21 protein-coding genes are annotated in these 26,051 nt (G+C 71.6%); 11 read left to right on the forward strand and 10 right to left on the reverse strand.

Features of this window, described 5'->3' with window-relative positions; translation table 11 throughout:
- Positions 1-5: 5 nt before the first annotated feature.
- From BLQ63_RS06285 to BLQ63_RS06295, 3 genes are all read right to left on the reverse strand, one after another.
- A complete protein-coding gene (locus tag BLQ63_RS06285; protein WP_091030409.1) occupies positions 6-737 on the reverse strand; it encodes a hypothetical protein in 732 nt (243 codons plus the stop codon).
- Complete coding sequence (locus BLQ63_RS06290; RefSeq protein WP_091030412.1) at positions 734-3,289, reverse strand: FtsK/SpoIIIE domain-containing protein; 2,556 nt, start codon at positions 3,287-3,289, stop codon at positions 734-736. Before BLQ63_RS06290 ends, BLQ63_RS06285 begins: the two co-directional genes overlap by 4 nt.
- Positions 3,290-3,493: 204 nt before the next feature.
- Entirely contained in the window at positions 3,494-4,753 is a 1,260-nt protein-coding gene (locus BLQ63_RS06295) for a M18 family aminopeptidase (RefSeq protein ID WP_091030415.1), read from the reverse strand.
- Positions 4,754-4,834: 81 nt separating this feature from the next.
- Between BLQ63_RS06295 and folP the strand changes: the two genes are divergently transcribed.
- From folP to BLQ63_RS06305, 3 genes are read left to right on the forward strand one after another with little or no spacing between them, the layout of a single operon-like run.
- Positions 4,835-5,698, forward strand: coding sequence for a dihydropteroate synthase (folP, locus tag BLQ63_RS06300; protein ID WP_091030418.1), 864 nt, complete (start codon positions 4,835-4,837; stop codon positions 5,696-5,698).
- Positions 5,699-5,747: 49 nt separating this feature from the next.
- Entirely contained in the window at positions 5,748-5,981 is a 234-nt protein-coding gene (locus BLQ63_RS28295; RefSeq protein WP_177154809.1) for a hypothetical protein, read from the forward strand.
- On the forward strand, positions 5,971-6,381 hold the full coding sequence (locus tag BLQ63_RS06305) for a PIN domain-containing protein (protein ID WP_177154810.1): 411 nt from the start codon (positions 5,971-5,973) through the stop codon (positions 6,379-6,381). The genes BLQ63_RS28295 and BLQ63_RS06305 overlap by 11 nt, the downstream gene beginning before the upstream one ends.
- Before the next feature lie 47 nt (positions 6,382-6,428).
- Here BLQ63_RS06305 and BLQ63_RS06310 read toward each other — a convergent pair whose 3' ends face one another.
- Complete coding sequence (locus BLQ63_RS06310; protein WP_091030425.1) at positions 6,429-7,118, reverse strand: LOG family protein; 690 nt, start codon at positions 7,116-7,118, stop codon at positions 6,429-6,431.
- The gene (gene dapE / locus BLQ63_RS06315) at positions 7,115-8,185 is read right to left on the reverse strand and encodes a succinyl-diaminopimelate desuccinylase (protein WP_091030427.1); all 1,071 of its coding nucleotides are present in this window, start codon (positions 8,183-8,185) and stop codon (positions 7,115-7,117) included. The genes BLQ63_RS06310 and dapE overlap by 4 nt, the downstream gene beginning before the upstream one ends.
- Positions 8,186-8,224: 39 nt before the next feature.
- Between dapE and BLQ63_RS06320 the strand changes: the two genes are divergently transcribed.
- Positions 8,225-9,154, forward strand: coding sequence for a DapH/DapD/GlmU-related protein (locus tag BLQ63_RS06320; protein WP_091030430.1), 930 nt, complete (start codon positions 8,225-8,227; stop codon positions 9,152-9,154).
- A gap of 317 nt (positions 9,155-9,471) precedes the next feature.
- On the opposite strand, the gene BLQ63_RS06325 is transcribed toward BLQ63_RS06320, so the two are convergent.
- Positions 9,472-10,608 carry an Mrp/NBP35 family ATP-binding protein gene (locus BLQ63_RS06325; RefSeq protein WP_091030434.1) on the reverse strand — a complete coding sequence of 379 codons (1,137 nt, stop codon included), beginning with the start codon at positions 10,606-10,608 and terminating at the stop codon, positions 9,472-9,474.
- Positions 10,609-10,697: 89 nt separating this feature from the next.
- On the opposite strand from BLQ63_RS06325, the gene BLQ63_RS06330 reads away from it, so the two are divergent.
- Positions 10,698-11,540 (forward strand): PhzF family phenazine biosynthesis protein, encoded by an 843-nt coding sequence (locus BLQ63_RS06330; protein WP_091030438.1) that lies wholly within the window; start codon positions 10,698-10,700, stop codon positions 11,538-11,540.
- A 7-nt stretch (positions 11,541-11,547) separates the two neighbouring features.
- Here the strand turns inward: BLQ63_RS06330 and amrA are convergent, their stop codons facing one another.
- On the reverse strand, positions 11,548-12,141 hold the full coding sequence (gene amrA / locus BLQ63_RS06335; RefSeq protein WP_091030441.1) for an AmmeMemoRadiSam system protein A: 594 nt from the start codon (positions 12,139-12,141) through the stop codon (positions 11,548-11,550).
- A 123-nt stretch (positions 12,142-12,264) separates the two neighbouring features.
- On the opposite strand from amrA, the gene BLQ63_RS06340 reads away from it, so the two are divergent.
- Together BLQ63_RS06340 and BLQ63_RS06345 are read left to right on the forward strand one after the other, a co-directional pair.
- Positions 12,265-13,137: an SDR family NAD(P)-dependent oxidoreductase gene (locus tag BLQ63_RS06340; protein WP_091030444.1), complete on the forward strand. Its 873-nt coding sequence runs from the start codon at positions 12,265-12,267 to the stop codon at positions 13,135-13,137.
- Between the two features lie 137 nt (positions 13,138-13,274).
- Positions 13,275-13,940 carry a vitamin K epoxide reductase family protein gene (locus BLQ63_RS06345; RefSeq protein ID WP_245680870.1) on the forward strand — a complete coding sequence of 222 codons (666 nt, stop codon included), beginning with the start codon at positions 13,275-13,277 and terminating at the stop codon, positions 13,938-13,940.
- Positions 13,941-14,033: 93 nt separating this feature from the next.
- Here BLQ63_RS06345 and cysC read toward each other — a convergent pair whose 3' ends face one another.
- Entirely contained in the window at positions 14,034-15,578 is a 1,545-nt protein-coding gene (gene cysC, locus BLQ63_RS06350) for an adenylyl-sulfate kinase (protein ID WP_091030450.1), read from the reverse strand.
- Positions 15,579-15,934: 356 nt separating this feature from the next.
- Between cysC and ppc the strand changes: the two genes are divergently transcribed.
- Both ppc and BLQ63_RS06360 read left to right on the forward strand, forming a co-directional pair.
- Complete coding sequence (gene ppc / locus BLQ63_RS06355) at positions 15,935-18,688, forward strand: phosphoenolpyruvate carboxylase (protein ID WP_091030453.1); 2,754 nt, start codon at positions 15,935-15,937, stop codon at positions 18,686-18,688.
- Between the two features lie 139 nt (positions 18,689-18,827).
- Entirely contained in the window at positions 18,828-19,664 is an 837-nt protein-coding gene (locus tag BLQ63_RS06360) for a TrmH family RNA methyltransferase (RefSeq protein WP_091030457.1), read from the forward strand.
- On the opposite strand, the gene BLQ63_RS06365 is transcribed toward BLQ63_RS06360, so the two are convergent.
- Positions 19,658-20,287 (reverse strand): hypothetical protein, encoded by a 630-nt coding sequence (locus BLQ63_RS06365; protein WP_143014786.1) that lies wholly within the window; start codon positions 20,285-20,287, stop codon positions 19,658-19,660. The genes BLQ63_RS06360 and BLQ63_RS06365 overlap by 7 nt on opposite strands.
- Positions 20,288-20,389: 102 nt before the next feature.
- A complete protein-coding gene (locus BLQ63_RS06370) occupies positions 20,390-21,247 on the reverse strand; it encodes an arylamine N-acetyltransferase family protein (RefSeq protein ID WP_091030466.1) in 858 nt (285 codons plus the stop codon).
- A 176-nt stretch (positions 21,248-21,423) separates the two neighbouring features.
- Between BLQ63_RS06370 and BLQ63_RS06375 the strand changes: the two genes are divergently transcribed.
- Together BLQ63_RS06375 and mfd are read left to right on the forward strand one after the other, a co-directional pair.
- Entirely contained in the window at positions 21,424-22,251 is an 828-nt protein-coding gene (locus BLQ63_RS06375; protein ID WP_218125099.1) for a metal-dependent hydrolase, read from the forward strand.
- 190 nt (positions 22,252-22,441) lie between these two features.
- Positions 22,442-26,047: a transcription-repair coupling factor gene (gene mfd, locus BLQ63_RS06380; RefSeq protein ID WP_091030469.1), complete on the forward strand. Its 3,606-nt coding sequence runs from the start codon at positions 22,442-22,444 to the stop codon at positions 26,045-26,047.
- Positions 26,048-26,051 lie beyond the last annotated feature (4 nt).

Raw genomic sequence — 26,051 nt, forward strand, 5'->3', positions numbered from 1 at the left:
CAGTTCTAAGCGAAGAACGCGAAATAGGCGAACAGCGCCATTGTGCAGACCGCGAGTGTCACTCCCAGACGCGGGTTGTGGGGGACGACCGGCTTGAGGGGCCTCCCGTTGCGGTCGAGCATCGGCAGCCGGGGCCGGTTGGCGGTCCCGACCAGCAGATATCCCACGAGCGCGGCCATCACGGGCGGCAGGAACGTGACCCACCACGCGGCCTCGCCGCCGCCGTTCGTGGCGGCGAGGTACAGCATCTGCCCGGCGAAGCACGCGATCATGCACGCGCCGTAGACGAGGATCTCGCGCACGACGTGGTGGGCGCCCGGCAGGAGCGTGGGCCGCTGGGCGGTGCGCGTGGTCTTCGCCAGCGCGGCGTCGGCCTCGCGCAGGGCCCGCTGGGCCCGCGTCAGCTCCCGGTCGATCTCGTTCTCGGCTGGCGGCATGGGCGGCGCGGGCTCGGCGGACTCGATGGCCTCGATGCCGTCGCCGTCCTCGGCCATGCCGTAGGCCGCGAGGCTGTCCGCGAGGTCGTCAGGGGCCGGGGTGAGGTTCGGGGCGGTGTACCGCAGCCGCGAGCTCAGCTCGGCCAGGCGCGCGGACCGCTCGACGAGGTCGTTCTCGACCGCGCGCAGGGCGGTGCGGCGCCGCTCCAGCTGCTTGGCGGCGCGCGCGGTGCTCGCGGCGTCGTCGGCGTCGAGGCGCGTCAGCTCGTGGACCAGGTCGTCGTAGGCGCTCAGGCTCATCGGGTCTCCACCTTCCTGGCGGGCGCGTCCTGGGAGGGCAGGCCGTCGAGGCGGCCCGGGCGCACGTACGGGACCGCGAGGGTCTCGGTGCCCGCGTGGCGGTCGATGACCAGGCACCGGTTGGACCGGGCCTCCCAGGACCGCTCGTAGCCGCCGGTGATGGCGGCGAGGTCGTTGGCGGCGATGTTGAGCGCCACGATGCCGGCGCAGTGCTCGCGTCCGGCGGAGCCGCCGATGTCGTCGAGGAAGCGGCGGGCGCCGCGCCACCAGCCGAGGAGGTGGACGCCGTCGGCGGGGCCGTGCAGCAGGAGGTCCCGCAGCCGGGCGGTGTGCCCGTCGGCGCCGTCGGCGCCGAACCAGATCAGGTACGTCGGTGTGCCGCGCTTCCCGGTGAGGATCGATCCCGGTGCGAGCCTGGTGCATTCGTGGCCGAGGCGTTCGAGTTCGCCGGCGACTTCGGCGGCGGTGTCGTCCACGCCGACGGCGGTGACGGCGATCTGGAACGCGACGGTGCCCGGCTCGTGCTGGTGGCCGAGCGAGATCGCGCCCGCGGCGAGCACGTCGGCGGCGACCGCGGAGGTGCCCAGGATCGCGAGGTGCCGTCCGGGGCTGCGGTCGAACTGGTAGCCGACGGTGGACATGTGGACGTCGACCGCGCGCCCGATGAGGGCCCGGGGCGCGTGCGTGGGCGCGAGCGCCTCGAACGCGGGGTCCTCGGTGAGGTGCTGCTCGTCGAAGCCGCGGAAGACGATCGGTTCGGCGTCGGAGTCGCGCCGCTCCCACAGCTGGTGCCGCAGCCCGGTGAGGAGGTCTTCGGCGCTGGAGGCGTCGGGGAACCGGCAGGTGCGGTTGCGCCCGCGGATGCCTCCGGCGTCGTTGAGGACCGCTTGGCCGACGCTGATGCCGTCGGCCCCGTCGTTGCCCTCGTCGAGGAGGTGCTTGGCGCCGGGCAGGGCCACGCGCAGCGGGAACTGCCCGAAGATCGAGTCCTTCTTGGAGTAGAGCGCTTCGATGCCGGAGATGGTCTGGCTCGCGAGGACCAGGTGCACGCCGTAGGAGCGGCCCTTGCGGGCGAGTTCCTCGAGGTGGGCGACCGCTTCGCCGGCGAGCCGGTCGTTCCCGGCGAACAGGACGTGGAACTCGTCGACGACGGCGACGATGCGCGGCAGCCGCACCTCGGGCCGCAGCTCCCGCAGCCGTGCGAGGCGGGTCGCGCCGGCGCGCTTCATGAGGCCCGCGCGGCGGGTCAGCTCGGCGCGCAGCGCCCCGAGGACGGCGACGCCGTACTCGCGGTCGGACTCGACGCCGACGGCCCTGACGTGCGGGATCCACGACGGGTCGAGGTGCGAGGGCGTGAACTCGGTGAACGAGACGCCCTCCTTGAAGTCGAGGAGGTACAGCTCGAGTTCCTCGGGGGAGTAGCGGGTCGCGAGCCCGTAGAGGACGTCGAGGAGGAACACGGTCTTGCCGCCGCCGGTGCGCCCGCCGATGAGCCAGTGGGGGGTCGCGTCGTCGAAGGAGACCTCGACGTCGCCGCCGGTGGCGCTGCCGGCCTGGTCGCGGCCGATCACGGTGGTCAGCCCGTGGCGGCTGGAGGCGGTCCACAGCTCGGCGGGGACGAGGTCGGCGACCGACAGCTCGCCGGCCTCGCGGCGCTGCTGGGCGCGGGAGCCGTAGACGGCCCTCGCGAGCGCGGGGGAGGGCGCCGGGTCGAGGGCCACCGGCAGCGGGAGCGTCCCGAGCCGTACTTCGTTCGCGTTGCAGGACAGGTAGGTCGCGTGCTCGATCGCGGGGACCGGTTCGCGGTGCGGGGCGTTGCGCCACCCGCACAGGACGATGTGGCAGCGCGCGGAGGGCCCGGCGTGGGCGAGGGCGGCGAGCCGTTCGCGCATGGACTTGCCGACCTCAGGCGGGAGCCCGGCGATGACGATGAGGTGGAAGGGCCGGTCCGCGATCGACTGCCCGCGGGCGCTGATGTCGCGCAGTTCGGTGAGGCGCTTCTCGGCGGCGGTGAGGATGCGGGCGAGCGCGAGGTGGTCGGTGGCGACGGGTCCGGCGATCCCGGCGTCCACGAGCGCGGTGGCGGGCGCGAAGACCTGGCCGAGGGTGACGCCGTCGACCAGGCTCACCTCGAGGTTCCGGTGGGCCGCGGTGACGCGCAGCAGCAGCGACTGGAGCATCCCGGCCACGCGCGGGTCGGCCGCGTCGGCGTCGCACACCAGGTGGCCCTTGCCGAGCAGGCCCGCGAGGGCGGGGAAGGCGGGGGCGTCGTCGAGTTCGGCCTCGCCGATCCGGATCGCGGGCGTCGACGGTTCGTCCGTCCATACGGGAGTGCTCGGCGCGATCGCGGCGAGGTCGGCGCCGAGCCAGCCGGTGGCCGCCCCTGCGGCGGCGGCGCGCAGCTTCTCGGCGAGGGCGAGGCGGCGCCGCTCGGTGTCGTCGGCCGACAAGCGCGAGGCGGACGCCGCGATCAGGCGTTCGGCCCGGTCAGCGGCCCCGGCGGCCTCGCGCAGCCGCGCGGCGGCCTGCTCCAGTTCGGTCCGCCAAGTCAAAGCCGCCTCCCAGGGGTGGTGCACGCATGCCCGTACGTGACCGGGTCACGACCTCACCTTACCGGGGCGGGCCGTACCGCGAGGCGGCCGGAGCGGGCACCGAACATGAAGGCGCCGCGCGGATTTCGCGTGCCGCGCACGGGGAGGCGCCCGCCCCAAAGCCCGCGCGAATCGCGCGTTCGGGAACGGGCGCTTCGTGAACGACTAGTGCGTGTACAGGCCGAGCGCCAGGTCCGCGAGGTACCCGGGGTCGTCCGAGCCGCACAGTTCGCGCGCCGAGTGCATCGACAGGATCGGCAGGCCGACGTCCACGGTGAGGATGCCCAGCTGCGTGCCCGAGATCGGGCCGATGGTGGTGCCGCCGGGGATGTCGTTGCGGTTGACGTAGGTCTGCCACGGGACGCCGGCGGCGTCGGCCGAGCGCCGGAACAGCGCCTGCTCCTCGGCGCCGCTGGCGTACCGCTGGTTCGCGCTGACCTTGATCATGGGGCCGCCGCCGGGCAGCGGCCGGTGGCCCGGCTCGTGCTTCTCGGGGTAGTTCGGGTGGAGGGCGTTGCCGGTGTCGGAGGACATCATCCCCGAGGCGGCGATCGCGCGCGCGTACGTCTCGAAGTCGTCGCCGATCAGCCGGTGCAGGACCGATTCGAGGAAGGGGCCCTGCGCGGCCGAGTAGGTCATCGACCCGATCTCCTCGTAGTTGAACGAGGCCAGGACCGGGACGCGGGTGCCGGTGTCCTCAGCGGCGATGAGCGCGCTGATTCCGGCGTGGGTGCTGGTCAGGTTGTCCAGCCGCCAGGCGGCGAACAGCTCGTTGTCCTTGCCCAGGTAGGCGGGCGCGTCGAGCGCGGCGGCGAACAGGTCGTGCCCGAACACGTCGTTCGCGTCGACCCCGGCCTCGGCGGCGATGAACTCCAGGAACTCGCCGTCGCGCGGCTCGCCCAGCCCCCAGATCGGCGTCAGCTGCGACTGCGCGTTGAGCTTCTGGCCCTCGTTGGCGCCGCGGTCGAGGTGGATCGCCAGGCGCGGGATGCGCAGGAGCGGGCGGTCGACGTGGACGAGCACCTCGGCGCCGTCGCGCATGACCAGGCGCCCCGCGACCGACAGGTCCCGGTCGAGCCAGGTCTGGTGCGACACGCCGCCGTAGACCTCGACGGCGATCTGCTTCCAGCCGAAGCCGCCGGTGTCCGGGCGGGGCTTGACCTTGAACGTCGGGGTGTCGGTGTGGGCGCCGAAGATCCGGAACGCGTCGTGGTCCCCGCCGTTGAGGCGCCAGGCGATGATCGAGCCGTCGCGGACGGTGTAGTACCCGCCGGGGTCGAGCGGCCAGGCGTCGGTCTCGGCCAGGCGCCGGAACCCGGCGGCCTCGAGCCTGCGGCCCGCCTCGGCGCACGCGTGGTACGCGGTGGGGGCGGCCTGGATGAACGCGGCGAGGTCGTCGGTGTGCGACCGGTCGAACCGGGGCATCGGAGCTCCTTCTGTGCTTGTTCGCGCCTGCCCGGGCGTCGTCTACTGGCGGGTAGCGGGCGCGGCTGTCAGCATAGACGGATGCGAGCGTTGAAACTTGGCCGACGGGTGTTCGATGAAGGCGACTACGCGGTGATGGCGATCGTCAACCGCACGCCCGACTCATTCTTCGACTCGGGGGCGACGTTCGCGTTCGAAGCGGCGGTCGCCGCCGCGGACAACGCGGTGGCGCAGGGCGCCGACATCGTCGACGTCGGCGGCGTCAAGGCCGGCGACGGGCCCGAGGTGTCCGTGGCCGAGGAGATCGAGCGGGTGGTGCCGTTCATCGCCGCCGTCCACGACAGGCACCCCGAGCTGATCCTCTCGGTCGACACCTGGCGCGGCGAGGTCGCCCGCGAGGCGGTCGCGGCCGGGGCCGAGCTCGTCAACGACACCTGGGCGGGCTGGGACCCGCAGGTGATCGAGGTCGCCGCCGACACGGGCGCGGGCCTCGTCGTCTCGCACACCGGCGGGCTCCAGCCGCGCACGGTCGCGGCGAAGCCCGTCTACGGCGACGTCGTGGCCGAGGTCCGGGCCGAACTGCTCGACCGCGCCGAGGCGGCCGTGGCCGCGGGCGTGCGCGCCGACGGCATCCTCATCGACCCGACGCACGACTTCGGCAAGACCACCTACCACTCGCTCGACCTGACCCGCCGGCTCGAAGAGCTCTCCGGTACCGGCTGGCCCGTGCTGGTCGCCTTGTCCCGCAAGGACTTCGTCGGCGAGACCTTGGACCTGCCGGTCGACCGGCGCCTGAACGGCACCCTCGCGGCGACGGCGATCTCGGCCTGGAACGGCGCGCGGGTCTTCCGCGCCCACGACGTGGCCGCCACCCGCGAAGTCCTCGACATGGTTGCGGCCATCAAGGGCGACAAGCCCCCGAAGGCCCCGCGCCGCAGCCTCTGACCGCAAGACCCGTGCTACACTGGTTACGTGTAACACGGATGGAGGCATCATGTCGAACCTGACGCTCAGCATCGATGACGAACTGCTTCGGCGCGCGCGCATGCGTGCGCTGGAACTCGACACCACCGTCAACGCCGTGGTCCGCGAGTACCTCGAAGGGTTCGCTGGAGAAAGCCCCACGAAGCGGGCATTGGCCGAATTCCTGGATCTCACCGAGGGCTTGTCGGCGTCGAGCGGGCCCGACGGACGGGGATGGACTCGCGAGGAACTCTATGACCGGTAGGGCCTTTCTCGATACGAACGTCTTGGTCTACGCCGTCGATGACGCCGACCCTGAGAAGAAGAAGACCGCGCGGGCGCTCCTCGCCCAGGCCGACAACGCCGTCATCTCAGCGCAGGTGCTCAACGAGTTCTACGTGACGGTCACCCGCAAACTCAAACCGGCGATCGACGCCGAGACCGCCGGGCACATGGTCCGCAAGTTGGCCCGGCTCCAGTGCGTGCCGGTCGATGCGCAGCTGGTGCAGTCCGCGCTCCGTGCCGGGCAGCGCTGGCGGCTGTCGCATTGGGACTCGCTCGTCGTCGAGGCGGCACGCCAGTCCGGATGTTCGAAGATCCTCACCGAGGACCTTGCCGATGGCGCCGCCTATGACGGACTCATCATCGAGAACCCGTTCCGCTGAGCGGACGCCGACGGCCGCCGCGTTGCCGCGGCGGCCGTGTCGCGTGCTTACATTCCCGCTTTTTTCATATGGTCGACGGCTTCGTCGAGGTCGTCGGTGACCAGGAGCAGGTCCACGTCGGCGGGGTTGATCTTGCCCTCGCCGAGCATCGACTTGCGCAGCCAGTCGACGAGCCCGCCCCAGTAGTCGACGCCGATGAGCGCGATCGGGAACTTGCCGACCTTCTGCGTCTGCACCAGCGTCAGCGACTCGAACAGCTCGTCCATGGTCCCGAAGCCGCCCGGCAGCGCGCAGAACCCGCACGAGTACTTCAGGAACATGACCTTGCGGACGAAGAAGTAGTGGAAGTCCAGCTGGATGTCCACGTACGGGTTGATGCCCTGCTCGAACGGCAGCTCGATGCCGAGCCCGACCGACTTGACGCCCGCGTCGGCCGCGCCGCGGTTGGCGGCCTCCATCGCGCCGGGCCCGCCGCCGGTGATGACCGAGAACCCGGACTCGCCGAGCTTGCGGCCCAGTTCGACGCCGAGCTTGTACTCCTCGCCGTCGACCGGGGTGCGCGCCGACCCGTAGACGCCGATGGCGTCGCCCAGCTCGGCCGCCTCGAGCGTGTCGAAGCCCTCCACGAACTCGGCCTGTATCTTCATGACCCGCCAGGCGGCCTTCTGCTTCCACTCCTCGGAGTGGCGGGTGTCGAGCAGGTGCTCGTCGGCGGTGACTTTGCGCTTCTGACTCATGTTGCCTCCACATAGGCTCGCAGGGCCTCGGCGCAGGACAGGATGCGCGGGATCTCGACGCGCTCGTCCTGCTTGTGGGCGAGGTTCGGGTCGCCCGGCCCGAAGTTCACTGCGGGGATGCCCAGTGTCGCGAAGCGCGCCACATCGGTCCACCCCAGTTTGGCCCGGAACTCCCCGCCGGCGGCCGCGACGAACTCGGCGGCCTCGGGCCGGTCCAGTCCGGGCCGGCACGAGGGCGCGGAATCGGTGACCGCGATGTCGAAGCCCGCGAAGACCTCCCGCAGGTGTGCTTCGGCGGCGGCCTCGTCGCGGTCGGGCGCGAAGCGGAAGTTCACCTCGACCCAGCACTCGTCGGGGATGACGTTTCCGGCGACCCCGCCGCCGATGAAGACCGCGTTCAGGCCCTCCCGGTACGTGCACCGGTCGACCTCGACCTCCCGCGCCTCGTACGCGTTGAGCCGCTCCAGGACCGCGGCGGCCTTGTGGATCGCGTTCTCGCCCTTCCAGGACCGCGCCGAGTGCGCCCGTCTGCCGCGGGTCGTCACGCGCGCCCGCATGGTGCCCTGGCATCCGGCCTCGACCAGGCCGTACGTGGGCTCCAGGAGGATCGCGAAGTTCGCGGCCAGCAGTTCGGGCCGTGACTTGGAGAGCTTGTTGAGTCCGTTGTGCTCGGCCTCGATCTCCTCGCAGTCGTAGAACGCGAAGCTCAGGTCGAACTTCGGGTCCTTCACCGTCGCGGCGATCCACAGCGCGAGCGCCGTGCCCGACTTCATGTCCGAGGTCCCCAGACCCCACAGGACGTCGCCGTCGAGACGGGTCGGGAAGTTGTCGTTGACCGGCACGGTGTCGAGGTGCCCGGCGAGCATGACCCGCCGCCCCCGACCCAGCTCGGTGCGGGCCACGAGCGTGTTGCCCACGCGCTCGGTCGTCAGGTGCCCCAGGGGTTTGAGGGCCGCCTCGACCTCGTCGCAGATCTCCGCCTCGCTCCGGGACACCGACTGGATGTCGCACAGGGCCCTGGTCAGCGCGACCGGGTCGGCGAGGACTGCCTCACTCAAAACTGTCACATCAGCAGACACTACCCGCCGCCTCGATAGGCTCTGTGGATGAGTGAATTCCTGACTGACGCAGCCTGGGGAGTCGGCGTGGCGACCGTGGGCGCCGACGGCACCGTCCTCGACGTGTGGTTCACCCGCCTCGGCCTCGGCGAGGCCCCGACCGGCGTGGCCGCCCCCGACATCGACCGCACCACCCCGGCCGGGACGACCTCCAAGGGCGTCGCGGTCCTCGTCAAGTCCCTCGCGGAGGAACCGGTCGACACCGCCGACGTCTACCTGCGCCTGCACCTGCTCTCGCACCGCTTCGTCATCCCGCACTCGATCAACCTCGCCGGCATCTTCGGGCTCCTGCCGAACAACGCCTGGACCAACTTCGGGCCCCTCCCGGCCGACGGCGTCAACGCCGCCCGCCTGAAACTGCGCGCCGAGGGCCACGTCCTCGAAGTCAAGTCCCTCGACAAGTTCCCGCCCATGGCCGACTATGTGACCCCCACCGGCGTCCGCATCGCCGACGCCTCCCGGGTGCGCCTCGGCGCCCACCTCGCCAAGGGCACCACGGTCATGCACGAGGGCTTCGTGAACTTCAACGCCGGCACGCTCGGCAACTCGATGGTCGAGGGCCGCATCTCCGCCGGCGTCCTCGTCGGCGACGGCTCGGACATCGGCGGCGGCTCCTCGATCATGGGGACGCTCTCCGGCGGCGGCAAGCAGGTCATCTCGATCGGCGAGCGGTGCCTCCTCGGCGCCAACGCCGGCATCGGGATCTCCTTGGGCGACAACTGCGTCGTGGCCGCCGGCTGCTATGTGACCGCGGGCTCCAAGGTCACGCTCCCGGACGGCACGGTCGTCAAGGCCGCCACCCTCTCGGGCAAGGACAACCTCCAGTTCTGGACCAACACCCAGACCGGCGTCCTCGAAGTGCGCCCGCGCTCGGGCACGTGGGGCGAACTCAACGCCGCCCTCCACAGCGCCCAGTAACACCCGTTAGCACCCGAATTCCACAGGTTTCATCGCAAGGGCCCCGGCTGCGCCGGGGCCCTTCGCCACCCACAGGTGTAGTACCTGAGTGCCATCCCGGCCCCCGAACTTCGTTCTCAAGACCCATGCGCCGCCCCTCGAACCCGCTTAATGTTGCCCGCATGGGTGCACCAGTGCACCGGGGCCGCAACGCGGCCAGCGAAACTCCGCTGGGAAACCGGGGAAAGAAAGCCGCGCGGCGGCCCGCAAGGGCCGCCGCGCGCACCATTTCCACACTCACGACGTTCGCGACCGGGCCGCCTCCGGCCCGCGCCGCTCTAGACCGGGCTCAGACCCAGCTGCTTGCCCGCCAGCGACACCTTCCGCACCGCCAGCTGATCCGCGACCGCGCGGATCGCCCGCGACGCCTCGCAGTCCGGATCCGAGATCACCAGCGGCACACCCGAATCCCCGCCCTCGCGCAGCTTCGGGTCCATCGGCACCTGGCCCAGGAGCGGCACGTCGGCGCCCACGTCCCGCGTCAGCGCCTCCGAGACGGTCTTGCCGCCGCCGGAGCCGAACGGCTCGATGTGCGTCCCGTCGGGCAGCTCCATCCACGACATGTTCTCGATGACGCCCACGAGCTTCTGATGCGTCTGCGTGACGATCGCCCCCGCCCGCTCGGCCACCTCGGCGGCCGCCTGCTGCGGGGTCGTCACGACCACCAGCTCTGCGGTCGGCAGCAGCTGCGCCACCGAGATCGCGATGTCGCCCGTCCCGGGCGGCAGGTCGAGCAGGAGCACGTCCAGGTCGCCCCAGTACACGTCCGCGAGGAACTGCTGGAGCGCCCGGTGCAGCATCGGCCCGCGCCACACCACCGCGGTGTTGCCCGGCGTGAACATCCCGATCGAGATGACCTTCATCCCATGCGCCTGCGGCGGCATGATCATGTCCTCGACCTGCGTCGGCGCACCCTCGACCCCGAGCATCCGGGGGATCGAGTGACCGTAGATGTCGGCGTCGGCCACGCCCACCGACAGGCCCTTCGCGACCAGCGCGGCCGCGAGGTTCACCGTGATCGAGGACTTGCCCACCCCGCCCTTGCCCGACGCGATCGCGAACACGCGCGTGCGCGACTCGGGCAGGTTGAACGGGATCACCGGCTCGGCCCCGGCCTTGCCGCCGCGCAGCTTCGTCTGCAGGTCGGCGCGCTGCTGCTCGGACATGACGCCGAACTCCAGCGCCAGCTCCTCGACACCTTCGACGGTGTCGACGGCAGCGGCGACGTCGCGTTGCAGCGTGTCGCGCATGGGACACCCGGCGATCGTCAGCAGGATCGTCAAGGACAGGCGACCGCCTTCGACCGTGACGGTGTCGACCATGCCCAGTTCGGTGATGGGACGGCGGATCTCGGGGTCGTTGACGTGCGAGAGCGCTTCGTGCACGGCCTCGACGACGGCAGCGTTGTCAGACATGACCCAATCGTAACCACGCAATTCGGATCGCCAATGTGAGCGTAGCCTTACCGCACCCGGCCCCAGGTTCGCGCGCTATAAGTGCCCGCATGCTTCCCTTCGAGATCTACGACGTGTTCTCCGACCGCGCCTACGCGGGCAACCAGCTCGCGGTCGTCTACGGCGGCCGCAACCTGACCACCGGGCAGATGCAGGCCATCGCCAAGGAGTTCGGGTTCTCCGAGACCTCGTTCGTGCTCCCCGCCACGGTTCCCGGAGCCGACTACCGCGCCCGCATCTTCACCCCTGCGGAGGAACTTCCGTTCGCCGGACACCCCACGATCGGCACCGCGCTGGCGGTCGTCGCCGCCGGAACCGTGCAGCTCGAAGGCGACACGATCGTCCAGGAATGCGGCGCGGGTCTCATGGACGTCGTGCTCGACGGCCGCGGCGAAGCGCTGCTCGTCTCGCGCGTGATCGAACCGGGGGCGCCGATCGACCCGGCGCTGGCGGCGGCCGCGACCGGTCTCGGCGCGGATCGGATCATCGGCGTGCCGCAGGCGGCGAGCGCGGGCCTGTCGCACAACTTCGTGCGGGTCGACGACGCGGCGGTGGCCGAGGCGGTCGACGTGCCCGGCCATCTGCCGAAGGTCTACGTGTTCAGCTTCGACCCGGAGACGAACCGGGTGCACGCCAGGCTCTTCCACGTCGGCGTCGGCGAGGACCCCGCGACCGGTTCGGCGGCGGTCGCCCTGGGCGTCTACCTGGTCGAGCAGGGCCTCATCGGCAGCGACGGCCTCCACGAGTTCACGATCGCGCAGGGCGGGGAGATCGGCCGCCCCTCGAAACTGGTCGGGCAGGTCGCGATCGCTCAGGGCCGCATCGTGCACGTCGGCGTGACCGGCACCGCGGTCAAGGTCGCCGAGGGCACGCTGGTGACGCTCCCGGAGTAGCCAGGTCTCAGTCGGTGAACGAGGCCGCCTCGTAGTGCTCGGCCGCCATGCCCTCGGGCCAGGCGGCCGAACGCAGGTCGCCGGACCAGAGCGACTCGGGCCAGCCGCCCTTGCGCAGCAGCGCCGCGCAGAACCGCTCGGGTCCGGGCAGGCCCCTCCACACCGAGGGCAGGAACGTCGCGCGGCGGCCGGCGTCCTTGAGCGTCAGCCCGTCGACGCCGGGGCGCAGGCGGTCGAGCAGCGTCGTGAAGTCGCCCACCGCCATCGGCCGCGACGGCGAGAGCACGGTCACGGTGATCTTCAGATCATCGAGCTCGCCGCGCCGCACCGCGGGCAGCCGCGGGTCGCGGGCGGCGAGCCGGGCGTTGCGGATCACGTCGAACCCCAAGGGCCGCACCGCCGCGAGCGTGCCGACGCAGCCCCGCAGGGTTCCGTCGCGCTCGAGGGTCACGAAGGTCGCGGTCTTGCGGGACAGCTCGTGCGGGGTGTCGGCCAGCAGCGTGGCCGCGCCGGGCGGCCTCGGTTCGAACGAGGTCGCGACGGCGGTGCGCGCCAGCGCGGTCAGGACCGGCCCGAGCTCGCGGCCCAGCTGCGGCTCCATCCCTCGATGATCCCACGCCCGCCGCCGGACCGGTGCGGTGCGCCTCGGCCGGGCGGTGTCGGTTTCGCGCCGTTCGGCCCGGCGGTGGTGTGTTCACCGGAAGCCGCGTGAGAGACTGCGTCAATGGATGAACCGCGCTCCAGCCTCGACTCATTCGACTCGTCTTACGACGGCCTCGCAGAGGTCATCGACCTGCCGTCGAGCGGCCAGGGGCCGCTCGCCTCGTCGCAGCGCGGGCGCCTCCAGGAGCTCGACTCGCTGGCCGGGAAGATCGCTCTGGTCACCGGTGCGGGCGCGCCCGACGGGATCGGCTATGCGATCGCCACGCGGCTGCGGCTCGCGGGCGCCTCGGTGGCGATCGTGTCGACCACCAAGCGGATCCACGAGCGCGCCGGCGAGATCGACGCGATCGGGTTCGTGGCGGACCTGGCCGACGAGGCCGAGGTCGGCGGTCTGGCCGACGCGGTCGGCGACGCGCTCGGCGAGGTCGACATCCTCATCAACAACGCCGGCCTGACCTCGAAGTCCGATCCCGCCGTGGTGAAGCCGGTCGCGCAGTTGTCCTATGCGGACTGGCAGTCGGAGCTGGCGCGGAACCTCGACACGGCGTTCCTGGTGTCGCGCGCGTTCGTCCAGTCGATGGCCGAGCGCGGCTGGGGCCGGATCGTGAACGTCGCGGCGACGGCCGGCGTGGTCAACGCCGTTCCGGCCGAGGCCGCCTACGCCGCCGCGAAGGCCGGGGTCACCGGGCTGACGAAGGCGCTCGCGACCGAGGTGGTCGCCGACGGCGTCACCGTGAACGCGATCGCGCCGGGCCTGATCCGCACCGGCTCCTCCACCGTCCCCGAGCTCCAGAAGGGCCTCGACGGCCCGATCGGGCGCCCGGGCACGCCCGAGGAGGTCGCCGCGGCGGCCGTGTTCTTCTGCGCGCCTTCGGCGTCGTATGTGACCGGTCAGACCTTGGTGGTCGACGGGGGCCAGTCCCTGCGGGGCTGAACCGCCGCTTCGCGAACGACGGACCGCGCCTTCGCGGCGCCGTTCGCGGCGGCCGCCGCAGCGCGAGTCCACGGGCTTTCGACGAGACCGGCGCCGCCGCACCGCAACTTCGCACGGACCGCGGTCGTTACCCTTGCGTGACGAGACTTGAGACGGCGATACCGCAGACGAGAGAGGCGCTGATGGACGAGGCCTTCGGTGAGACCGGCCGGGAGGCCCGGGGGCGCACCGTCACCGGGCTGGTCCTGCTCCTGGGCGGACTGGTCGGCCTGGCGGCCGCGTTCGACCTCACCTACGAGCGGATCGCCTCGCTCATCGACCCCGACCACGTCATCTCCTGCGACTTCAACCCGGTCCTGTCGTGCGGCACGGTGATGAACACCTGGCAGGCCTCGGTGTTCGGCTTCCCGAACCCGATGATCGGCCTCGTGAGCTTCCCGCTGGTGGTCTTCACGGGCGCCCTGCTGCTGTCCAAAGTGGAACTACCGCGCTGGATCGCGCTGACGTTCAACCTCGGCACCCTCGGCGGGATCGCGTTCGTGTCCTGGCTGATCTACCAGTCGGTCTACGGCATCGGCGTCCTGTGCCCCTGGTGCATGGCCGTGTGGGCCGTGGTCCTGCCGATCTTCTGGTTCACCACGGTCCGCAACCTCCGCACCGGCGCGATCCCGGTGGGCGAGGACTGGCGCGACGCCGTCGACGACCTCCTGCGCTACCACTGGATCGGCCTGACGCTGCTCTACCTGGCGGTCCTGACGATCGTCGGCACCGGCTTCTGGGATTACTGGTCCACCCTGCTCTAGGGACCGAGGACCACGACGACGAAGGCCCGGGCCGCGGCCCGGGCCTTCGCCCATGTCTCGAGCGGTCTCCGCGTCCGAAAGGACCCCTGCGCCTCAGGCGATCCTGAGGCCCACCGGCTCCAGCCAGCCGCCCTCGGACAGGTACTCCAGCACCTGCTCGACCGCCTCGCCGATCGTGATGTCGGTCGTGTCGATCTCCAGCTCCGCGTTCGGCGGCGTCTCGTACGGGTCCGAGATCCCCGTGAACTCCGGGATCTGCCCCGAGCGCGCCTTCGCGTACAGGCCCTTGCGGTCCCGCGACTCGCACACCTCCAGCGGCGTCGAGACGTGCACGAGCACGAAGTCGGCCCCCGCCGCCTCGGCCATGCGCCGCGCCTCCGCCCGGTCCGCCTCGTAGGGCGCGATCGGCGCGGCCACGCCGATGCCGCCGTGGCGAGCCACCTCGGCCGCGACGAACCCGATCCGGCGGATGTTCACCGACCGGTCCGCCCGGGAGAACCCCAGCCCGCTGGAGAGCAGCCGACGTACCACGTCGCCGTCGAACAGCGACACCGTGCGCGTCCCGTCCTCCAGCAGCGCCTCGAAGACCCCGCGGGAGATCGTGGACTTGCCCGAGCCCGACAGGCCCGTGAAGAACAGCACCAGGCCGCGCTGGCGCCGCGGCGGGCGTGCCTTGCGCAGTTCGGCGGCCACGCTCGGCGGCGTGTGCCACTCCGGCAGGCCGAAGCCGCGGTCGAGCATGTCGGCGATCTCGGCGTCGCTCAGGGCGGTGCGCCGGAACGGCGGCTCGATGTCCTCGATGGGCCGCCACTGGCCGTCCCGCGTGTCGTACGCGAGCTCGCGGGGGACCATCGAGCGGACTCCGTCGCCCCCGCCGAGCCCTTCGGGCCCGGTCATGAGGTGCGTGGCGCCGTAGGCCTTCGCGACCTTCGCGGTCAGGAGGCCGTCGCGGAGCCGGTCGCCGCGCTTGGACAGCGGGACCGTCAGCACCGTCGCGGTCGGCAGCCGGTCCTTCGCGGCCAGCACCGAGCGCACCAGCGCCGCGGTCGGCAGCCGCAGCTCGCGGTCGCCGTTCGTCTCGTCCCCGGTCGGGATCATGACGAGCACGTGCGCGGCCAGGTTGTGGGCGGCCCGCGCGAGCTGCGCCAGCTGCGGGCGGTGCAGCGGCTTGTCGGCCACCAGCGCCAGCACGCGCGGCTTCGTGTAGGTCGTCTTCGCCTGCTCCGGCGTGGCCCGCAGGCCCGTGAACACCCCGTGGGCGGCGTCGGCGATGCGCCGCACCGGCCCGCCGACGCGGACCATGTCCGGGCCGAGCGCGTCGAGGCTGTGGCACTCGACGGCCGCGACCGGCGCCCCCTCGGGGTCGGTGATGCGCAGCACACGGCGCTTCGGGTCGGGATTGTCGAGCAGGCGCGCGATCTCGATCGGCACGTCCAGCGTCACCGGCACCGGCCAGGCCGTACCGTCGGCGAGCATGCCGGTCCGCGTCACCGCCCGCGCCTGCGCCTCGCCCATGAACCCCCGCAGGGGCGCGTACGCCCCGAACAGGAGCAGTTCCAGGTCGGCGAGTTCGTGCGGGAGCGGGGTGTGGCTCGGTGCTTCGGCGAGGATCTCGTCGGGCAGTACCCAGTCAGACATGTGCGGTCGGGATCCCTTCGCAGTGGATCGGCGGTGCGGCATAGGTATCGGTCGCACCAGCGTATGCCACGGGTCGACTGCGCGAAGTTACGGCTACGCCGAGGGGCGCCCCGCCCGCCGCCGTCCGATACGCGAGGAGCCGTCCCGCATGCCGGACTCGGAAAGTGGCGCGCCCATTACCGGTAAGTTACGCTGACTGAGCATTCCGCGGCGCCGCACGCAGGCGTCATGGAGTGCGAATCTACGGCTCTGCAAGCGTTAGCCGTCGATGCTCTAGAGCAGCCACAACTGACCGCGGACAAGGACGTCGGCGCGAGCGGCCCCCGGGTCCGCCCAGACCAACAGTGGAGACCTCCATGGACTACTTCGACTCCTCCAGCGGAACCGACGACAAGCAGCTCCGCCGCGACATCCGGCGCCTCGGGAACCTCCTCGGCCAGGCGCTCGTCCGCCAAGAGGGCCCCCAGCTGCTCGAGCTCGTCGAGGAGGTCCGGGGCCTGGTCCGCCACCAGCCCGAGGCCGTCGCCTCCCGCCTCGCCAAGCTCGACGTGAACGAGGAGGTCGACCTCGCCCGCGCGTTCGCCACCTACTTCCACCTGGCGAACATCACCGAGCAGGTCCACCGCGCCCGCGACATGCGCCGCTCCCGCGCCGAGAACGGCGGCTGGCTCTCCCAGGCCCGCGCCGAGATCACCCTCGAGGACATCCCGGCCGGCCAGATCGCGGCCGCCGCCGAACGCCTCGAAGTGCGCCCGGTCTTCACCGCCCACCCCACCGAGGCCGCCCGCCGCTCGATCCTCGTCAAGCTGCGCAACATCGCCGACCTCCTCGACGCCGAGACCGCCGAGCGGGCCGTCCTCGGCTCCGCCGACGTCGACGCCGTCAACTCCCGCCTCGCCGAGATCATCGACCTCCTGTGGCAGACCGACGAACTGCGCGTGGAGAAGCCCGAGCCCACCGACGAGGCCCGCAACGCGATCTACTACCTCACCGACCTCTACCGCGACGCCGCCGCGCGGGTCCTCACCGACCTCAACGCGACCCTCACCGACCTCGGCGGCTCGCCCCGCCCCGGCTCCGCGCCGCTCCGGTTCGGCACCTGGATCGGCGGCGACCGCGACGGCAACCCGTTCGTGACCCCCGAGGTCACCCGGCAGGTCCTGCTCATGCAGCACGAGCACGGCATCGCCGCCGCCGAGGGCGCCGTCGCCGAGCTCATCAACGAGCTCTCCGTCTCCCAGGCGGTCCGCCCGGCCTCCCAGGAGCTCCACGACTCGGTCAACGCCGACTTCAAGGTCCTCGACATCCCCGAGCGCTACAAGCGCATCTACGGCGAGGAGCCCTACCGCCTCAAGGCCCGCGCCATCGAGGCCAAGCTCGCCAACACGCGCGCCCGCCACGCCGAGAGCCTGCCCCACCGCCCCGGCATCGACTACGCCGACGGCCGCGAACTCCTCGCCGACCTCCAGGTCATGCGCGACTCCCTCGCCCGCCAGCGGGGCCAGCTCGCCGCCAAGGGCGTCCTGGACCGCATCATGCGCACCGTCGCCGCGTTCGGCCTCCAACTGGCCACCATGGACGTCCGCGAGCACTCCGAGGCCCACCACGCGGTCCTCGCCGAGCTGTTCGACGCCACCGGCGAGATCGACAGGCCCTACACCGAACTCACCGCCGCCGAGCGCGACGTCCTCCTCTCCAAGGAGCTGTCGGGCCAGCGCCCCCTCGCGCCCGCGAACGTCGAGCTGACCGAGGCCAACCGCAAGACCTTCAACGTCTTCAACGCGATCCGCGACGCCCAGGAGCAGTTCGGCGCCGCCATCGTCGAGTCCTACATCATCTCGATGACGCACGAGCCCGCCGACGTCCTCGCGCCGGTGATCCTGGCCCGCGACGCCGGCCTCATCGACGTCGCGCGCGGCAGGGCCGACATCGGCTTCGTCCCCCTCATGGAGGAGGTCGAGGACCTCGCCGGCGCCGACACGCTCCTCGACAAGCTCCTGAGCCTGCCCGCCTACCGCGCGATCGTCGCGGCCCGCGGGAACGTCCAGGAGGTCATGCTCGGCTACTCGGACTCCAACAAGGACGCGGGCATCACCGCGAGCCAGTGGAACATCCAGAGCGCCCAGCGCCAGCTGCGCGACACCGCGCACAAGCACGGCGTGCGCCTGCGGCTCTTCCACGGCCGCGGGGGCACCATCGGCCGCGGCGGCGGCCCCACCCACGAGGCGATCCTGGCCCAGCCCTCGGGCACGCTCGACGGGGCCATCAAGATCACCGAGCAGGGCGAGGTCCTCTCCGACAAGTACACGCTGCCGGCGCTCGCGCGCGAGAACCTGGAGCTGACGGTGGCCGCCTCGCTGAAGGCGACGCTGCTGCACACCGAGCCGCGCCACCAGCCCGAGGTGCTCCAGCGCTGGTACGAGGTCATGGACCACACCTCGGAGGCGTCCAAGGCGACCTACCGCGACCTGACGGGCCGTCCCGGCCTGGCCGAGTACTTCTGGGCGGTGAGCCCCACGGAGCTGCTGGGCGCGTTGAACATCGGTTCGCGCCCCTCGAAGCGCCCGAACACGGACGCGGGGCTCGAGGGTCTGCGCGCGATCCCGTGGGTCTTCGGCTGGACGCAGTCGCGCCAGATCGTCCCGGGCTGGTACGGCGTGGGCTCGGGGCTCGCCTCGGCCCGAGAGGCGGGTCTGTGGGACCAGGTCGCGGAGATGTACGAGAAGTGGCACTTCTTCCGCAACTTCATCTCCAATGTGGAGATGACGCTGGCGAAGACGGACCTGTCGATCGCCGAGCAGTACGTGTCGACGCTGGTCCCCTCGGGCCTCCAGCCGATCTTCGACGTGATCCGCGCCGAGCACGAGTCCACGGTGGCCCAGGTGCTGGCGCTCACGGGCGGCGAGAAGCTGCTGGATGCGAACCCGCAGCTGTCGCGCACCCTTGAGGTCCGCGACCGCTACCTGGCGCCGCTGCACCACCTCCAGATCTCGCTGCTGAAGCGCTACCGCTCCGAGGGCGGCGCGGACGGCGACGTGGACCCGCAGTTGAAGCGGGCCCTGCTGATCACCGTCAACGGCATCGCCGCGGGCCTGCGCAACACCGGCTGACGCACCACGCGAGAGGAGGGCCGCAGCGGCTTCGCCGCCGCGGCCCTCCGACCACCCCACACGGGACACTTTCGCGAAGGCGCCGCCACCAGCCCGCATGGTAGGTTCGGCCGGTTCTTTCGACGGGAGTGCCCAGACCATGTCCAGAACCCTGCAAGTCAGCGTCCGCAACGCCAGGTTCCAGCAGTGGGAGACCCTGCTGCGCAACCGCAACAAGCGCCACCGGGCCGGCTCGTTCCTCGTCCAGGGGGTCCGGCCGATCTCGCTCGCCGTCGAGCACGGCTGGACGATCGAGGCGCTCCTGTACGACGCCGACCGCGCGCGCCTGTCCGACTGGGCCCGCGGGCTCCTCGAGCGGCCCCACATCGAGCAGGCCGCCGTCTCCGGGGCCCTTCTCGCCGAACTCGGCGAGAAGGAGGAGGACAACCCGCCCGAACTGCTCGCCCAGGTCGCCATGCGGCAGCCGCGCCTGGCCGACCTGGAGACCGGGCCCTCCTGGCTGGGCCTGGTGGTCGACCGCCCGACCAGCCCCGGGAACCTCGGGACCCTGATCCGCTCGGCCGACGCGTTCGGCGCCGACGCGGTGGTCGTCACCGGGCGCAACGCCGCCGACCCCTACGACCCCAAGGCGGTCCGGGCCTCGACGGGGAGCCTCTTCGCGGTCCCGGTCGTCAACGCCGCCTCCGCGCAGGAGGTCGCCGAATGGGCCCGGAGCCGGCCGGAGCAGCCGATCATCGTGGGCACCGACGAGCGCGGTGAACTCCCGCTGTCCGACCACGACCTCGGGGGCCCGGCGCTCATCGTGGTCGGCAACGAGACCACCGGCATGTCCAACGCCTGGTTCGAGCTGGTCGACGCGACCGCGCGGATTCCCATGTCGCCCAAGGCCGCCTCGTCCCTGAACGCGGCCAACGCCGGTTCCGTGGCGCTATACGAGGCGACCTGCCAGCGCACCGGGGGCGATGCGGCTCAGTAGCCGTAAGGGGGCCGGGGCTTTCGGAAGAAGGCGTTCGCCGACGGCGCGGCCAAGAGCAGGATGATCGCCAGGGACCCGATCGTGCTCGCGGCGGTCGCCCAGCCGACGGCGATGCTCCACGGGGGCGCGGCGGCGAACGCGGCGGCGGCCAGGGCCCTGGCGTCGAGTTCCGCGACCCGCCCGCCGAGGTCGTATCCCTGCATCAGGCGCGTGAAGATGAAGGCGCCGAAGACGAACACCAGGGGTTGCAGGATCCAGGTGAGGACGCGGCCGGCCCGGTTGCCCGCGCCGTTGAGCGCCGTCAGCACGACCAGGAAGCCGACGAGGACGAACACCATCATGAGGTCCCCGACGCCGTCGAAATCCCAGAAGTCGAACCCGGTGCTGCCCGGGGCGACCTCGGCGCCGCCCGTCTGCTCGGCCAGCTCGCGCTCGTAGGCGGTCTCGACCTCCGCGCCGTAGACGTACCCGACGACCGCCCCGATCACGATCGAGACCGCCGCCAGGATCTGGGCGATGACGGCGAGGGTCACCGCGGTCGGTCGCGGCGGTCGCGGGGGAGGGCCCTGGAACGCCGCGTACGGGTCGAGGTGTCCGGGTCCGCTGTTCGGTACGGGCTGCACGGTGCCTCCGAGTCGGTCGTCGCCCGGGGGAGTGCGGTTGCGGGCGGGTGGCCCGAGTTTAAGCGGTGGCCGCACGCAGGCGCCCGCGCCCGGTGCGGTCGCTCAGTGCGCGTTGGCCTTGGCGTCCTCGGCGAGTTTGCGTTCGTGCTGCTCGACCGCCTTGGCCCACAGGGCGTCCAGTTCGTCGCCGGTGAGTGTGAGGCGGAAGTGGCCCCGTAGCAGTTCGGCGAAGGCGTCGGCGTCGTCGAGGATGCGGACCGTCTTCCCGTCGGGCACTCGCGGGTCGAAGACCGACAACGTCCGCGCGCGCAGCACCCACATGTCGTTCTCGCGGGGGCTCTGCACCGTCAGGGTCTTCACGAACGGCGAGTCCGGGGAGGTCGACAGCTCGTCGCACCGCTCCTGGAACTCCTCGGGCCGCCGCGCGGTCAGGGTGAAGTCGAAGGTCAGATTGGACACGCGCGGGTCGATCGAGCAGCGCCACTTCTCGCCCGCGAGGTTCCAGATCCCGAAGTTGAACGCGCCCACCCGGTACGAGCCGTTGCGGATCGGGAGCGGGTCGCGAAAGCCCGTGCCGATCCCGGCGTCGGCGAGGTACTCGTCCCCGTTGGGGAAGCGCACCACCAGCGGCATGTGGTTCCACCAGTTGCCCTCGCCCTCGGTCTCGACGGCGACGCCGCCGAGGACGCGGCGCACGTCGAAGCCCAGGCCCTCCAGCGCGTGCGCGAGGGTCCCGTTGTGCTCGTAGCAGTAGCCGCCCCGGCCGCCTTCGACGAGCTTGGCGTACAGGGCGTCCGCGCTCAGCCCGATGGGCCGTCCGAGTTGGATGTCGAGGTTCTCGTAGGGCATCGCGTCGACGTGCGCGCGGTGGATCCGCCGCAGGGCGTGCAGCGTGGGCCGCCTCGGGGCGGTGATCCCGACGCGCTTGAGGTAGGCGCCCACCTGGGCGGAGTCGAACACCCTTCGACGATAGCGCGAGTGGTGCGGAGGCACTGGGGTCGTGATCGGACCGATACGCGAATGATGTTGCGAGGCTGGAGTTTTGTCTCTCCTGGGACCGCAGTGGTGGTGTCGGTGTGGGATAGTCTCACCATTCTCCGTGCCCGCCCAGAATCGCTCTAGAAGGAGTCCCCCCTATGGTCATGGGCCCGACCCACGCCATGTCCGGTGCCGCCCTGTGGCTCGCAGGCTCTGCCATCGCCTCTGCCGTCTTCGGCATCGACCAGTCCGCGAGCGAGCTCGCCGTCGGCACCATCGCCGCCTCCGGAGCCGCCCTCTATCCCGACATCGACTGCGCCGGGCGCGTCACCGAGAACAAGGGCGGGTCCACTGTGGCCCGCTCCTTCGGCGTCGTGTCCCTGTTCGTCGCCGAGTGCGTCGAGCGCCTCTGCTTCTGGTTCTACCTGCTCACCAAGGGGAAGAAGGATCCGAAGCGCCAGAACGGCCACCGGCTGTTCACCCACACCATCCTCCACGCCGCGATCGTCGGCGTGGGCACCGGATTCCTGGCGGCCTGGGGCGGCAAGTTCGCCGTCATCGCGATCCTGTTCGTCCTCACGGGACTCGCGGTGCGGGGCCTGATGAACTCGATCGTGGAGAAGTACGGGTGGGTCGTCACCACAGGCATCTCCCTCGCCGTCGCCTACGGCATGTACCACCTGCTCGACGAGAACCGCTCCTACTGGCTCCTCGGCCTGGCCATGGGCATCGGCTGCTTCATCCACATCCTCGGCGACATCATCACGAAGATGGGCTGCCCGATGTTCTTCCCCTTCCCGTTCCTCAAGCGGCGCTGGGTCGAGATCGGCCTGCCCGACAGGATCGCCCTGCGCGCCGGAGGCAAGGCGGAGTACAAGGTCCTGCTGCCGGCCCTCACCGTCCTGGTGGTCATCGGCATGTTCTACAACCTCCCCGAAGTGCAGGACCTGCTCTTCGGCGGCAGCGGACAGGGCGCCTCGGAGTAGGCCCCCGCGCGGCGCCGCCGCGGCTCGGGGAGCACTCCGAGCCGTCAAGCGGTCCGGTCGGCGCGAGGTAGACTCGACCGGTTGCCGGAACGGGCCCAAGGGCTCGTTTCCGGCCAATCGTCGTGTTCGCGCACCGCCGATCGGGCGGCGCCCCGTCACGTGACCGAATCACCGCGCAGGGAGCCCGCGAATGTCCGAAGGCAGCCACCGCAACGCCACCGCACCGAAGCTCGAGAGCCTGCTCACGGCCGCCGCCAAGGCGCCCAAGCTGGCCCGCCTGGCGGAGCTGGCGGCCTCTTCCGACCGCGCCGTCGACGTCGTCGCCGTGCCCGGGGCCAGGCCGCTGGCCCTCGCCCAGGCCGCGCGCCACGCGGCCGGCCCCGTCCTGGCGATCACCGCGACCTCCCGGGAGGCCGAGGAACTCGCCGAGTCCCTCGCGTCCTACATCGCCGAGGACGAGATCGCGCTCTACCCGGCCTGGGAGACCCTGCCGCACGAGCGCCTCTCTCCCCGCTCCGACACCGTCGGCGCGCGCCTCGACCTGCTGCACCGCATCCACGCCGGCGACGTCCCGCGCGTCATCGTCACACCCGTCCGCGGCGCGCTCCAACCCCAGCTCAAGGGCCTCGGCTCGCTCGAGCCGGTGCACCTGCGCCGCGGCGACGAGACCGACCTCACCGACCTCGCGACCCACCTCGTCGACCTCGCGTACGAACGCGTCGACCTCGTCGAGAAGCGCGGCGAGTTCGCCGTCCGCGGCGGCATCCTCGACGTCTTCCCGCCCACCGCCCAGTACCCGCTGCGCCTGGAGTTCTTCGGCGACGAGGTCGACTCGATCCGCGAGTTCTCCGTCGCCGACCAGCGCTCGCTCGAAGCCGCCGAGGAACTGCGCGCCGTCGCCTGCCGCGAACTCCTCCTCACCGACGAGGTCCGGGAGCGGGCCGCCGAACTCGGCGAGGCCTACCCGGGCCTGGCCGACATGTGCGCCAAGCTCTCCCAGGGCATCCCCGTCGACGGCATGGAGTCCCTGCTCCCGGCCCTCGCCGGACACGACCGGTTGGAGCTGTTCCAGGAGGTCCTGCCCCGGGACGCCCTCGTCGTCGCGATCGAGCCCGAGCGCATCCGCACCCGCGCCATCGACCTCGTCGCCACCTCGAACGAGTTCCTCGAAGCGTCCTGGGCCGCCGCCGCGGCAGGCGGCGCGGCACCCGTCGACCTCGGCGCGGGCACCTTCCACGACCTCGCCGAGGCCCGCACGACCGCGCTGGCGGCCGGACAGCGCTGGTGGACGATCTCGCCGTTCGCCGTCGCGCCCGACGAGGACGCTCTGGCGGCCGAGCTCGCCGCGATCACCGGCGAGCCCCTGACGTTCGGCGGCGTGGACGACGACGCGGTCACCGTCGACCTCGGCATCGTCGATTCGCCTCGCTACCACGGCAACACCGAGCAGCTCGTGGCCGACATGCAGGCCTGGACGCGCGAGGGCCGCGCCGTCGCCGTCGTCTACCCGGCCCTCGGCGGCGCCGAGCGCGCCGCCGAGCAACTGCGGGCCGAGGGGATCGGCGCGCACCTGGAGGACGCGCCCGAGGCGTTCCGCCCCGGCGAGGTCGTGGCCTGCACCGGCACCCTCGCCCTCGGCTTCGCCGACGCGGCTTCGGGCATCGTCACGGTCACCGCCGCCGACATCGCCGGCGGCAAGGCCCTCGCGGCCCAGAAGCACCGCACCGGCAAGGCCACCAAGCGAAGAGGCGTGGTCAACCCGCTCGAGCTCTCCGCGGGCGACTACGTCGTGCACGACGCGCACGGCGTCGGCAAGTACGTCGAGCTGGTGCGCCGCACCATCGGCGGGGCCGACCGCGAATACCTCGTGATCGAGTACGCCGCTTCCAAGCGCGGCCAGCCCGGCGACCGCCTCTTCGTCCCGACGGACGCGCTCGACCAGCTCACCCGCTACGTCGGCGGCGAGCAGCCCACGGTCCACAAGCTCGGCGGCACCGACTGGCAGAAGACCAAGCGCCGCGCCCGCAAGGCCGTGCGCGAGATCGCGGCCGAGCTGATCCAGCTCTACGCGGCCCGCCAAGCGGCCGAAGGGCACGCGTTCGCCCCCGACACGCCGTGGCAGCGCGAACTCGAGGACGCGTTCCCCTACATCGAGACGCCCGACCAGATGTCGGCGATCATCGACACGAAGGCCGACATGGAGGCCCGCGTCCCGATGGACCGCCTCGTCATGGGCGACGTCGGCTACGGCAAGACCGAGGTCGCCGTCCGCGCGGCCTTCAAGGCCGTCCAGGACGGCAAGCAGGTCGCCGTCCTCGTCCCGACCACGCTGCTCGCGAGCCAGCACTACGGCACGTTCGTCGAGCGCATGGGCCAGTTCCCGGTGACGGTGAAGCAGCTCTCGCGCTTCCAGTCCTCGCGCGAGGCCGCCGACATCCAGCGCGGCATCGCCGCCGGCGAGGTCGACATCCTCGTGGGCACGCACCGGCTCCTCCAGGCCGAGACCAGGTTCAAGGACCTCGGGCTCATCATCGTGGACGAGGAGCAGCGGTTCGGCGTGGAGCACAAGGAGAAACTGAAGGCGCTGCGCACCGCCGTCGACGTGCTCACCATGTCCGCGACGCCGATCCCCAGGACCTTGGAGATGGCCGTGACGGGCATCCGCGAGATGTCCACGATCGCCACGCCTCCCGAAGAGCGCCACCCGGTCCTGACGTACGTCGGCGCCTGGGAGGCCAAGCAGGTCGCCGCGGCGATCCGCCGCGAACTGCTGCGCGACGGCCAGGTCTTCTACCTGCACAACCGGGTCGAGTCGATCGACCGGGCGGCGACGCGCATCCGCGAACTCGTGCCCGAGGCGCGTGTGGCGGTCGCCCACGGCAAGATGGGCGAGGGCCAGCTCGAGCAGATCATGCAGGGCTTCTGGGAGGGCGAGTACGACGTGCTCGTCTCGACCACGATCATCGAGTCCGGCATCGACATCCCCAACGCCAACACGCTCATCGTCGAGCGCGCCGACCTCCTCGGCCTCTCGCAGCTGCACCAGATCCGCGGCCGCGTCGGCCGCAGCCGCGACCGGGCGTACGCGTACTTCCTGTACCCGCCCGAGCAGCCGCTGTCGGAGACCGCGCACGAGCGCCTGGCGACGATCGCGCAGCACTCCGAGCTGGGCGCGGGCATGTACGTGGCGATGAAGGACCTGGAGATCCGCGGCGCGGGCAACCTGCTGGGCGCCGAGCAGTCGGGGCACATCGCGGACGTGGGCTTCGACCTGTACCTGCGCATGGTCGGCGAGGCCGTGGCCTCGTTCAAGGGCGGGGAAGAGGAACCGCCGGCGCCGGTGAAGGTCGAGCTGCCGCTGGACGCGAACATCCCGTTCGACTACGTGGAGGTGGAGCGGCTGCGGTTGGAGATGTACCGCAAGATCTCCGAGGTCCACAGCGAGGAGCAGCTGGAGGAGGTCCGCGAGGAGATGGAGGACCGGTACGGCCCCGCGCCGGACCAGGTCCAGACGCTCTTCCACCTGGCGCGCTTCCGGCTCATGGCCCGGCGCCACGGGCTGACGGACGTTGCCTTGCAGGGCAAGAACCTCCGGTTCTCCACAGTGGAACTGCCGGATTCGCGGCAGCTGCGCCTGGGCCGCCACTACCCGGACGCCCACTACAAGGAGGCCGCGGGCCTCATCAGCGTCCCGCGCCCGACGACCTCCAAGATCGGCGGCAAGCCGATTGAGGGCCTCGCGCTGCTCCAGTGGTGCGCCGACCTCGTCAACGACGTGGTGCCCGAGGTGGAGTAGGGCC

Origin of the sequence: Glycomyces harbinensis (assembly GCF_900101745.1) — a bacterium.
GTDB lineage: Bacteria > Actinomycetota > Actinomycetes > Mycobacteriales > Micromonosporaceae > Glycomyces > Glycomyces harbinensis.